Below are 11,474 nucleotides of genomic sequence, written 5' to 3'. Positions count from 1 at the left end.
CTCTCCTCATATCTGATCTGGTTTCAGTAGCTGCTTACCCTTTAATACCGCTGAACGCAATGCCCTGTACAAAATAACGCTGCAGGGCCAAAAAGAGCACCAATATCGGCAGAATCGCGACCAGCGCACCGGCCATCATCGGCCCGTAATCGGTCTGAAAGTTATAGGAAAAGGCCTGCAGCCCCATTTGAATGGTCGCTTTATCCGGATCATTTAAGACGATCATCGGCCAAAGGAAACTGTTCCACCCTGCCTGAAAGGTAAAGATGCTTAAGGTAGCCAGTGCAGGTTTGGTGAGCGGCAGATAAATGCGCCAAAAGATCTTAAATTCACCGCAGCCCTCAATCCGGGCCATTTCCAGCATGTCGCTGGGCAGGGTGAGGAAAAATTGCCGCATGAAGAATACCGCGAACGTCCCGGATGCGCCCGGCAGAATAATGCCCCAGAAGGAGTTCATCAGTCCGTTGCCGCCACTGCCGAAAAGATCATTGCCTCCGGCGAATGGAATATGGCGCATCACATAAACGGTCGGAATCATGGTTACGATGCCGGGGATCATCATCGCAGCCAGGAGCACCCGGAAAACCGGCTTATTGAGCCTGAATTTCAGCTTCGCAAAAGCGTAGCCGCTGAGTGAGCCAAAGAATAAATTGGCCAGTACACCGGATACGGCAAGAACAAGCGAATTCCAGAAAAATAAAGCAAATGGCACGGTCGAGAATGCTTTGCGGTAATGATCAAAGGTCAAATGCTTCGGAAACCATTGGATCGGCATCGCAAAGATCTCCTCATCCGGTTTCAGGGACGTTAGTACGCTCCAATAGAATGGCAGGAACATGGCAACAGCAATAACGATACATACGATATAATAAATGGATTTGTTAATGCCCCGCTTCAGGGCGGAGCCGCCGGTAACACCCATAGCTGTAAGCCTCCTTTTTTCCTGGGCAGCCCTGTTTAAATGACTGACTCTTCCGCTTTGGATATCCGCATATTGATCAGTGAAAAGACCAGGATGGCCATCGCCAGCACAAATGCCTGCGCAGAAGCATAGCCCATTTGCAGCTGGTTAAAGCCTTGCTGGTAGATCAGATAGACCGGTGTCTTCGTGACATTGGCCGGCCCTCCCTGCGTCAGAACAAAAGCCTGGTCAAACAGCTGCAGTGCACCGATGATGGCCATGGTACTGACCAGGAAAGTTGTCGGCCGTAACTGCGGCCAAGTGATATACCGGAAGCAATCCATTTTGTTGGCACCATCCAGGCGGGCCGATTCATACAGATAATCCGGAACGCCTTGCAGACCTGCCAGATAAATAATCATATTAGAGCCGACGGACTGCCAGAGTGTCAGCAGGACTATTGAGAGCATGGCCGTTCTTGTCTCGGACAGCCAGGCCGGACCTGTAATCCCAACGTAGGAGAGCAAACCGTTAATCAGCCCAAATTCCGGGTGCAGCAGCCAGATCCATACCGTTGCTGCCGCGACAGCTGAAGTCAGCGTAGGCAGATAATAAAAGGTGCGGAACAGCTTCACCCCGCGCCACGCCCGGCTGAGCAGCAGTCCCAATAGCAGTGAAATTAGAATATTGAGCGGCACAAAAATCAGCGAATACAGAAACACATTGCGGAAGGTTTTCCACAGCAGATCATCATGAGCCAGCCGCCGGTAGTTATCAAGCCCGATCCAGTCATTTCGGCTAAGCACATCATAATTGGTAAAGCTGAGATATAAGGCCATTACTACTGGAATAATTGTAAAGACCACGAACAGCAGCACTGTAGGTGTGATGAACAAATAAGCAGTCCGCGCCTGATGTCTTTCCACTTTTCTCATGGAAGCCATACAACTCCCCCCTTCATTATGCGGCAAGGTTCCATAGCAGCAGGGAGGCACCGTCTCCCTGCTGCTACAACTGTCACTTCACAACTTCGTTATCCTTAAGCATTTGGTCTCCCTGCTCCTGAGACTTCTTAAGTGTGTCCTCAATACTCAGTTTGTTCTGCTGGTTAAGCTGAAGATTCGGCGCCAAGGCGTCCGTCTCCATCACGGAATAGCCGGGATGTGACGGGCGGACCTTAGCAAATTCCAGGGTTTCCATAAAAGGTTTCCACAGCGGATCATCCTTGAAGAACGGGTCCTCCATCGAAGGCTTGAAGCCAGGCAGGTTCAAGCTGGTCTTAGCCCACAGCAGAGCGTTGTCTTTGTTAGCCGTCCACCATTTGATAAATTCCCAGGCCTCATCGTGATGCTTGGAGCCCTCAGGAATAACCAGGCCGAAGCCGCCCATCACACTGCCTTTGTCACCGTTAGGGCCTGCTGGCGGAGGAACAACGCCGTATTCCAGGTCTTTGCCGTATTTATTGTAAGTGCTGAGCATCCATGGGCCTGAATAGAGCATAGCGACTTTTCCGGTAACAAAGGCATCCTGGCCTTCTCCGAGCCCCAGCTCAAAGCCCACTTTGTACACTTTATCTTTGTTCATCATCCGGTCCCAGAATTCGAGCACCTGCTTACCCTGCTCATTGTTGAAGTTGGTCTTCCCGTCTTCGGTCAGCATGGTGCCGCCCGCCTGCTGGAGATACATGTTGAACAATCCCAGGTCTGCCATGGAGAAGCCTGCTACTTCAAGCTTGTCTCCGTTCCATTTCGTCAGCTTCGCAGCCGCCGCTTCAAGCTCATCCCAAGTCGTCGGCGGCTGAAGCCCGGCTTCGGCCAGCAGCTTCTTATTGTAGAATAGTGCACGAGCGTCTACTGTAAGCGGCAGACCGTATAATTTATTGTCGTAAGAAAGTTCGTTCAGCGATTCGCTGTAAAAATCATCTTTGGAGATCCCATCACGTGTTAAATAGTCATCCACCGGATGCAGCACATTTTTGGGCGCATAAAGTGAAGTCCGCCAGCGGTCCCAGAAAAGTACGTCAGGAGCACCGCCGTTCGTGGCCGCAGTAAGAAATTTAGTGATCATATCCTGCTGCAGCACGTATTTCACGTGAATTTTATCCTGCGATTTGTTAAAAGCATCGACCATCGTTTCGAACTGCTTCTGGCCTTCTCCGCCCCAGTCCCCCCAGAAAGTAAGCTCTGTCTTCTTTGCACTCTTGCCGCCTTGCTCTGTTCCGCTTTTCCCTGCATTGGCATCCCCGGAATTGCCAGAATTACCGCCACACCCGGCGGCCAGACCAGAGACCGTCACCAGAGTAAGTGCTGTAATCAACCATTTCTTCATTGTTTTCATCCCCCTCAGACTATTTGGTATGTCATTGTTGCCGTTCATTTAGCTGCGCTTTACTTCGATTCCGCAGCGCATGAGCACCAGCTCGCAGAACATCATATTGGCCCAAGAGAACCATGGACGGGTGTACGCGCCGGGATCATCTGCATGAAAAGCTTCATGCATATACCCGGTACCGTCATCACACTGCGCCAGCCGGTCAAGAATGGATTGCTGTTCCTCTGTATTTCCTGAAGTCATTCCTTGCACTGCTAAGGCGATTGGCCAGATATAACGGTTTGGGGTATGGGGACTGCCAATGCCTGCTGCGGCTATGCCTGAATAGAAATAGGGATTACTCTTGCTCAAAATGAAGCTGCGGGTATTCATATATACAGGCTCATCAACTGGAGAGTAGCCGAGATAAGGAATGGAGAGCAGGCTGGGAACATTGGCATCATCCATCAAATTCACACTACCAAGTCCATCTGTCTCATAGGCATACACAGTCCCAAACTCAGGGTGGTCCACAGTACCGTGTTGCCGGATACCTCCTTCGATCTGCTCCAGCAGGTGTTGCGCGGAAGCTGCAAGCTCAGAGCTGTTCAGCACCTCACCGGCAATTTCACACACATACCGGAGAACAACGACAGCGAACATATTGGCCGGGATGAGATAGCCATATTCGCAGGCATCGTCGCTTGGTCGAAACCCGGACCAGGTCATTCCTGTATAGGCCGTCAGGCTGCCTTTGCCTTCACGGACCAACGTATCCGTGGGTGCTCCATGTAGGCGTTGAAACGTATAGAGGGAATCGCGCTCATGGTTCTGTTCGGTGGTCCACAGTTCAATAATCCGCCGGACCCCTTTTTCAAAAGCAGCATCAAATTGGCTGGTCCGTCCGGTATTCTTCCACAGTAAATAGCTGAGCTGGATCGGATAACATAAGGAATCTACTTCGTATTTCCTCTCCCAGATCCAGGGGTTCATTGCCGTGAGATCATCCTGATGCCCCCGTCCATCCGCCTCTTGATTAAAAGCGTTTGCATAAGGATCAATCTCGATAAAAGCAAATTGCTGCTTAATCAATCCTTCGATCATGTCTGCTATTTCTTCATCTTCAGCGGCAAGGATCAGAAAAGGCCTGACCTGTGCGGCAGAATCCCTCAGCCACATGGCAGGAATATCACCAGTAATGACAAAGGTCCTTCCGTCTTTATTGCGTTTTATTGTTGTATTCCAGGTGTTCGATAAACATTGTTCGAACATGTCCGCCAGTTTTGGGCGGTCCTGCAATATTGTCCGAACCTGTGCAGCCAGCCGTTGTATGGATTGGGGTAGTTCATTTGAAGAGTACAGTTGAAATAACCTCCCTTTTGTATTTTTATTAAGCGCTTTCATTAAATAGTATATTGGTATACAAATAATATGTCAATCAATATTTTAAACTTAATGATATATCATTTCAAGAATCTGGATATAAAAAAACCCATCCGATTGAATGGGTTCGTCGCTATCTGTTGCCGTTACTTTCGAACTGCAGGTCCGGTCGAGCTGCCGGGGATCAGCTTCGCCTCCAGCATTACCTTATTCGGTACAGAATGCCCATTCATAATTGTCAGCACATTCTCTACCGCAAGCCGACCCATCTCTTCTTCATTCTGGCGCATATGGGTGAAGGCATAACCTCCTCCAAGTTGTGTCGGCGGACTGTCGAAGCAAATAATGGAGATATCCTCGGGGATGCGCAGTCCCAGGCGTTCCACCGCTGTCTTTGCGAGCAAGGCAATATTGTACTCAATGGCAAACAGCGCAGTAATGTCTGGGTGACTCTTCAGATGGGATTCCAGGCGCGCGAGATCATGTTCAATATTATCCGGGTTAAAAAACTTCGGCAATGTCGAGGTTAAGTCACTGACCCACAGCTCCTTATCCACCATGATTCCCCGCTGGGCGTGTGCCTGTATGAAGCCTTCAATCCGGTCTTCGACGGCAGTGGTATCGACCGGCGGAGGCGAAAGAAATGATATATGGGTATGTCCCAAATCAAACAAATACTCTGTAGCTTCAAGCGCTGCCTGAAGATTATCCGTGCTGATCGATGCGGCGGCTACCCCTTTTAAATGTCTGTCCACCAGCACCAGAGGGAAACGGCCAATGACCAGCTTGAGGATTTCCGCGTTGAAATATTCGCCCTGCGCCGGGAAGATAATCAGCCCATCCACACCCAGGTTGAGCAGCTTCTGGATGGATTGCTCTTCATTCTCGGGAATACCGAAGGTTCTCCGCAAGACCAGAAAGCAGTCATTATCGCGTGAAGCCTGCTCCATGCCATAGATCAGCCCCGTACCGTAGCTGTTTCCAAAATCGGTGATGATCAGCCCGATGGTCTTCTCTTCTACATTGATTGCAGGGATTCCGGTACTTGTTCCTGGAGGCAGCTCCTGAAGTTCAGCGGCCGGATCGGCCACAAACGAGCCCCTGCCCGGCTTACGGACGATCAAATGCTCGGCGGCCAGCAGCTCAAGTGCTTTTTTACTGGTAATACGGCTTACATTATAGCTATCAGCCAGTTCTTTCTCGGAAGGAACACGCTCTCCAAGCTTATAGGCTTGAGTCAATATGCTCTCCTTCACTTCGTCAAAGATCTTCTCATACATCGGCTTAGAAGACGTCGGTTCGTTCATGACCTTCACTATCTCCTGACTCTTATTATTCATGATTTACATAATAATATATCATGATATATTATGATTGTCGATGTATACCTAGTCTTTCTGTCTTCATTATAGATCTGACTGCAAAAAACCTAACAGACGGACGCAATATAGCTGTGTCCGTCTGTTAGGTAGATTTTATGAACTGCCGCTGATGTAGTTCAAGTTAATCAGGTGATCTCAAGAAACAATGCACAATCAAAAGGCTGAAGCAGGATGGGATTGGATTCATGCCATTCCTTGGAGGCTTCAGACTTCAATTTCGGGTTGCAACCCTTGTTCATTCCACTTACTTCCGAAACCAGACTCCATCCCTTTGGAACATCCAATTCGCATACCGTCCGGTTATGATTCATGACAAAGAAATAAGTACCGTCCTTGCCCCGTCTCCGGGTAATCTCGACACCTTCCGGTGCGGCTGCGATTCCACAGACCCCAGCGTCGCCAATCATCTCCAAGATCAGCTTTTCCATCGTCTCCGGCCCCAATTCCGTGCCGGCATAATAGGCTCGTCCCCTGCCGTAAGTATGGCGGGTAACCGCCGGTGTCCCGGCATAGAAATCCTTGGTGTATACGGCTAGTACCTCTGCGCCTTCCACAGTGATCACATCGCACCACAGCTCCGCTTCCTCTTCAGACCTCCCGCCTTCATCTTCCGTTTGGGTTGCTCTGGAAATCCCCTCATCATTCAGCCAGCTCACACTCTGCCCGAATTGGCGCAGACAGTCGTAATCGTAGATGCTTAGACCCAGCAGCTGCGAATATTTTCCCGGCAGCGTCAGTGGGATAGCGGCATTATCCCGGTCCTTGACTGCGGTCCGCATATCGAGCAGGACATGCCCGCCCGCTTCTGTATATTCATATAGTCTTCGGCATAGCTCTGAATCGGTGACGAACAGGAGCGGAAAAATCAGCACTTTATACTTCGAGAAATCGTCATTTTCGGAAATCAGATCTACAGGGATATTGTGATCAAATAATGCTTTATAATAACGGTGCAGATGTGCGACGTAGTTCAGGTCGGGATGATGCGGCTGGATTTGCAGCGCCCATTCCTGGTCGTAGCTGAACACAATCCCAACCTCGGCTTCGGGAAGTCCCCCGCGGAAAGCCTCCATATGAGGAGCCAGTTCAGCTATGCTGTCGCGGATTTCCTCGTATCGGCGACCCGGAATACGGCTGTGGGGCAGAATGCCGTGCCAGTACTGCTCGCTGCCGAACAGGCAGGTATCCCACCGGAAATAGACGATGGTATCCGCACCATGGGCAACGGATTGAAAGGTCCAGAGCCGCATCTGCCCCGGCCGGGGCGTTGAGCCGAGAATTTCCGTCCCTGTCGGTCCGGCGAGCTGCTCCATCACCCAGAACGGCTTCCCTTTGGTTCCCCTCATAAGATCGAGCGCCATGCCGAGGTGGGAGGGCGAGCTGCGCTTGATCCGCTCCTCCAGAAACAGCATCGGGTATTGATCGTGGGAGATGAAATCCAGATCCTTCGCCAGCTCGAAATAATCAGTCTTGTCAAAGAAGCCCATAAAGTTATGCGTAATAAGATGGCCGGGACATACCTCCCGCAGTATATCCGCCTGCCACTTTTGGAACTCGACGACCAGACTGGAGCAGAATCGTTTCCAATCTAGCAGAAGCGATGGATTATGGCTGTTAGGTGTAGCAAGTGGAACGGGAATCTGCGAGAAAGAGGTATATGTCTGGCTCCAGAACACCGTTCCCCACGCCTGGTTCAGGCCTTCGATCGTCCCATGCCGTTCCTCCAGCCATCGGTGGAACCTTGCCCGGCAGTGATCACAATAGCACAAATTACGGTGACTGTTACCCAGCTCATTGTCAATTTGCCAGCCGACAACATAGGGGTTGTCCCGGTAGCGCAGAGCCATGGTCCGCACAAATTCTTTAATATGCTTCCGGTAGTGTGGATGCGACTGGCAGTCATGATGCCGGCCGCCAAAGCCTACCCTCTGTCCCTCCGCATTCAGGGGATACAGATCTGGATGAAGCTCCATCATCCACACCGGCGGAGCCGCCGTCGGCGTGCCCAGCATGGTTGTAATCCCCTGCTCTCCCAGCAGTTCAATGGCTTCGTCCAGCCAGCCGAAATCATAGATGCCGGGACTCGGCTCCATCTTAGCCCATGAGAACTCCGCCATCCGCACAACCTCGATGCCCATCTCCTTCATCATTACTGCATCCCGCTGCCACAAGTCGGGCGGACAATGCTCGGGATAATAATCAACACCAAATTTCATGGCTTGCGTAACTCCTTCCCATTCACGAGGTAATGTCCAGCTCTTTAATCTATTCGTGTTTATCCTTTAATCGCACCGTCAATCATGCCGGAAATAAGCTGTCTCTGAAAAATCAGAACGATAATAAGCAGCGGCAGTACGCTTACAACCGAACCGGCCATGATGAGATGATAAGGTGTATTGTTGCTGTCCTCCAGCGCCTTGAGCGCCACGGACAACGTCATATGCTCCTGGGAGCGCAGAATCACGGACGGCCACAGAAAGTTGTTCCACTGCTTGACGAACAGGATAATCCCCAGGGCGGCGAATGCCGATTTCAGGTTGGGTAGAATGATCCGGCGGAACATGCCAATCTCGCTGCAACCGTCGATTCGTGCCGCCTCCATCATTTCATCGGGAATGGAACTGCAGTACTGCCGCATGAAGAAGATGCCAAAAGCATTGGCCAGATCGGGTAAGATCACTCCCCAGATGTTGTCGATGAGATGCAGGTTCTTATAAATGACGAACAGTGGAACCATCGTTGCTTCATGAGGAATCATTAGCGAAGCGAGCACGAAGACGAACAGAATGTCCTTGCCGCGAAACCGATATTTGGCAAAGGCGAACCCGGCCAGGCTGCAGAACAGCAGCGCAGTAATCGTCATCGTCGTGGACAGCAGCAAACTGTTCCAGGTGATAATGCCAAATTTACGGTTCACGAACAATTCAGTGAAGTTCTCCCAATGTAGCGTTGTCGGCAGCCAGATCGGCGGATTGACGAAGATTTGGCTGATATCTTTCAGCGATGAGCTGAATAACCAGAACAGCGGAAACAACGTGATGAGGGAGACCACGGCCATCAGGACAAATGCTGCACCAGCGGTCAGACCCTTCTCACCTGAACGGCTGGCCCTTTTCGCCGCAGACTTCTTTTTCGTTTGAGTCAAAAGCGTCATTCGGTTCTCCCCCCTTATTTCTCATCGAATAGACGCATCTGGATCAGCGATATGCTCATCATCAAGATGAAGAAGCAGACAGCGATTGACGAGGCGTAGCCGAAGTTGAAATTCTGAAAGCTTTCGTTATACAGCATCAGCACCGGCGTCAGCGTCGAATTTAGCGGACCGCCTTTGGTAAGAATGTACGGCTCGGTAAAGAGCGAGAAGGTGCCGATTGTGGACAGCACGGTGCAGAATAGCAGCATTTTTTTGACCAAAGGAATGGTAATGAAGAAGAAGCTTTTCACTTTCGTCGCTCCGTCGACATAAGCTGCTTCGTACAAATCCTTCGGAATACTTTGCAGACCGGTCAGCAGCAGCAGCATATTGTAGCCGAGCCAACGATACAGTACCATTAACGCCACAGAAAAGCGCGCCCACCACGGGGAATCAAGCCAAGGAAGCGGAGACTTGATCCAACTGAGGTTAAGCAGGAACGTGTTGATCAGCCCGTCTTGGGTATTGAATAGCAGCACGAATACGAATGATACAGCGACCACCGACACAAAATTCGGCACAAACAGAGCCATCCGGAAAAACCCTTTGCCCACCATCCATTTGGAGTTAAGCATACTGGCAAAGATTAAGCCAAGAAAGAGCATTAGCGGCACATACATCAGGAAGATGACTAAGCTGTTCCACAGCGACAGCCAAAAGTAATGATCCTTCAGCAGCGCCGTATAGTTGTCCAGCCCGATGAATAGCTTGTCACTTGCACCGTTCCATTCCGTGAGACTGAGATAAAACGAATAAATAATTGGATACAGTGAAAAGATTCCAAATAAAATAAAGTATGGGGAAATGTACAGATACGGAGCGTAACGCATCTGTCTGTTCCATCTTGTCTTGCCCATAGATATTCTCACCTCCTTGATCCTTGCTGCTGTCTACTCTCTTTTGGTCTTCTGCCGGAGTTCATCGGCCATTGTCTTTAGCGCATCTCCAGAGGAGGCGTCATTCAGGAACACCTTTGCCCACACGTCCGTCATCAGCTTGTTGGCCATCGGGAAATCGGAGGTGTAAGCAAGCGGATAGGTGCTCTCCAGTGATTGGGCATACACTTTTAAGATAGGCTGGCCCTTGAAGTAATCAAATTGCTTGTCCATTGCCGAGTCGGAATATACTGTCTTCAACGAGGGGAATAGCCCAGCTTCCAGCATCATTTTGGTCTGAGACTCCTTATCGCCGAGCATGAATTCGATGAATTTCCAGGCTTCTTCCGGGTGCTTCGAGTTTTTATTTATCGCCATGTTGGACCCGCCTTGGTTAGCCCCGCCATATTTATCGTCTGCTGACCATTTCGGCATCGTCGTAACTGACCATTTGCCCGAATCCTGCGGCGAGTACTGCTTTTCGATGATCGCGTCATGCCAGGAACCGCCGACTACGCTGGCGATTTTACCCTCACCGATGGCATTGCCCCAAGGGTCGGAGTTGGCGCGGGCGTCATAGACAAGCTCTTCCTGCTGCATCTTGATCAAGTAATCTGTGATCTCCTTCACTTCCGGGCTATCGACCGTGACCTTGCCGTTCTCGTCAAAATACCAGTATCCGCGCTGCCACATCATAGATTCGAACACGCGGTTGCTGGAATTGGTCTTCGAATCGCCGTACATGAACGCTCCTGTCTTCTCCTTCACCAGCTTGGCGGCTTGATAATAATCGTCCCAAGTCTTAATCTTGGCGGCGACCTCATCCGGATCGGTCGGCAGACCGGCCTTAGCGAACAGGTCATTCCTGTAGAACATCACCACCGGGCCGCTGTCCCATGGCATGGCATAAATTTTATCGTCCATGGTGGCGTCCTTCCATTTGTAGGGAACGATATTATCTTTATATGGAGCCACACGTTCGGTAATGTCGAGCAGCGAATTGATCTCCACCATCTGTGATAGATTCGTCGATTCGAGCGCCAGCACATCCGGCACCGCGTCGTCAGTATTGGAGGACACCAAATACTTCTGATAAAGATCGGTGGATTTCATGGTTTGGAACTCAACTTCGATATTGGGATAAGCTTCCTTGAACCGGTCCATATTTAGATCAATCCCGGCTTTGGCCTGCTCCCAAATCCAGACGACAAGCTTCACCTTCTCCTCTCCCCCCTGATCCGTTCCAGCCGATCCGGAATTACTCTGTGTGTTGGAACCAGAGCAGGCGCTTAACAGCATGGAAGCTGTAAAAAGCATGGAAAGCAGCATTTTCCCTCTTTTGTTATGCATTGTTTGACCTCCTTGAGTGGGTTGATACCATCATAAGAGAAATGTAAGGGTTTTCAAATCCGACTGCCGTTCGAAAAAGG

9 protein-coding genes are annotated in these 11,474 nt (G+C 50.4%); all 9 read right to left on the bottom strand.

Annotated elements, in window-relative coordinates; genetic code table 11:
* Positions 1 to 34: 34 nt before the first annotated feature.
* The 9 genes from ACAN56_RS00190 to ACAN56_RS00150 all read right to left on the bottom strand — a co-directional run bounded on the left by ACAN56_RS00190 (position 35) and on the right by ACAN56_RS00150 (position 11,394).
* The gene (locus ACAN56_RS00190) at positions 35 to 922 is read right to left on the bottom strand and encodes a carbohydrate ABC transporter permease (RefSeq protein ID WP_038592017.1); all 888 of its coding nucleotides are present in this window, start codon (positions 920 to 922) and stop codon (positions 35 to 37) included.
* 35 nt (positions 923 to 957) lie between these two features.
* Positions 958 to 1,845: a carbohydrate ABC transporter permease gene (locus ACAN56_RS00185; RefSeq protein WP_038592014.1), complete on the bottom strand. Its 888-nt coding sequence runs from the start codon at positions 1,843 to 1,845 to the stop codon at positions 958 to 960.
* 73 nt (positions 1,846 to 1,918) lie between these two features.
* Positions 1,919 to 3,229 (bottom strand): ABC transporter substrate-binding protein, encoded by a 1,311-nt coding sequence (locus tag ACAN56_RS00180; RefSeq protein WP_379139596.1) that lies wholly within the window; start codon positions 3,227 to 3,229, stop codon positions 1,919 to 1,921.
* A 48-nt stretch (positions 3,230 to 3,277) separates the two neighbouring features.
* Entirely contained in the window at positions 3,278 to 4,615 is a 1,338-nt protein-coding gene (locus ACAN56_RS00175) for a glycoside hydrolase family 125 protein (protein WP_379139594.1), read from the bottom strand.
* Between the two features lie 125 nt (positions 4,616 to 4,740).
* A complete protein-coding gene (locus ACAN56_RS00170) occupies positions 4,741 to 5,901 on the bottom strand; it encodes a GntR family transcriptional regulator (protein ID WP_379139592.1) in 1,161 nt (386 codons plus the stop codon).
* A 200-nt stretch (positions 5,902 to 6,101) separates the two neighbouring features.
* On the bottom strand, positions 6,102 to 8,192 hold the full coding sequence (locus ACAN56_RS00165; protein WP_379139590.1) for a beta-galactosidase: 2,091 nt from the start codon (positions 8,190 to 8,192) through the stop codon (positions 6,102 to 6,104).
* 59 nt (positions 8,193 to 8,251) lie between these two features.
* Positions 8,252 to 9,130 (bottom strand): carbohydrate ABC transporter permease, encoded by an 879-nt coding sequence (locus ACAN56_RS00160; protein WP_340898284.1) that lies wholly within the window; start codon positions 9,128 to 9,130, stop codon positions 8,252 to 8,254.
* 14 nt (positions 9,131 to 9,144) lie between these two features.
* A complete protein-coding gene (locus ACAN56_RS00155; protein WP_379139588.1) occupies positions 9,145 to 10,026 on the bottom strand; it encodes a carbohydrate ABC transporter permease in 882 nt (293 codons plus the stop codon).
* 33 nt (positions 10,027 to 10,059) lie between these two features.
* Positions 10,060 to 11,394 carry an ABC transporter substrate-binding protein gene (locus tag ACAN56_RS00150; RefSeq protein ID WP_052092086.1) on the bottom strand — a complete coding sequence of 445 codons (1,335 nt, stop codon included), beginning with the start codon at positions 11,392 to 11,394 and terminating at the stop codon, positions 10,060 to 10,062.
* Positions 11,395 to 11,474: the final 80 nt, after the last annotated feature.

It is taken from the genome of Paenibacillus paludis (genome assembly GCF_042610515.1).
In the GTDB taxonomy this organism is placed as follows: domain Bacteria; phylum Bacillota; class Bacilli; order Paenibacillales; family Paenibacillaceae; genus Paenibacillus_AQ.
Note: the sequence above shows the minus strand (reverse complement) of the source record. Positions and strands in the feature narration are given on the sequence as shown.

Bases quoted from the DNA above. Each gene is read 5' to 3' on its own strand.
- ACAN56_RS00175 (WP_379139594.1), bottom strand. From the start codon at position 4,615: ATGAAAGCGCTTAATAAAAATACAAAAGGGAGGTTATTTCAACTGTAC.
- ACAN56_RS00160 (WP_340898284.1), bottom strand. From the start codon at position 9,130: ATGACGCTTTTGACTCAAACGAAAAAGAAGTCTGCGGCGAAAAGGGCC.
- ACAN56_RS00155 (WP_379139588.1), bottom strand. From the start codon at position 10,026: ATGGGCAAGACAAGATGGAACAGACAGATGCGTTACGCTCCGTATCTG.
- ACAN56_RS00180 (WP_379139596.1), bottom strand. From the start codon at position 3,229: ATGAAGAAATGGTTGATTACAGCACTTACTCTGGTGACGGTCTCTGGT.
- ACAN56_RS00165 (WP_379139590.1), bottom strand. From the start codon at position 8,192: ATGAAATTTGGTGTTGATTATTATCCCGAGCATTGTCCGCCCGACTTG.
- ACAN56_RS00185 (WP_038592014.1), bottom strand. From the start codon at position 1,845: ATGGCTTCCATGAGAAAAGTGGAAAGACATCAGGCGCGGACTGCTTAT.
- ACAN56_RS00190 (WP_038592017.1), bottom strand. From the start codon at position 922: ATGGGTGTTACCGGCGGCTCCGCCCTGAAGCGGGGCATTAACAAATCC.
- ACAN56_RS00150 (WP_052092086.1), bottom strand. From the start codon at position 11,394: ATGCATAACAAAAGAGGGAAAATGCTGCTTTCCATGCTTTTTACAGCT.
- ACAN56_RS00170 (WP_379139592.1), bottom strand. From the start codon at position 5,901: ATGAACGAACCGACGTCTTCTAAGCCGATGTATGAGAAGATCTTTGAC.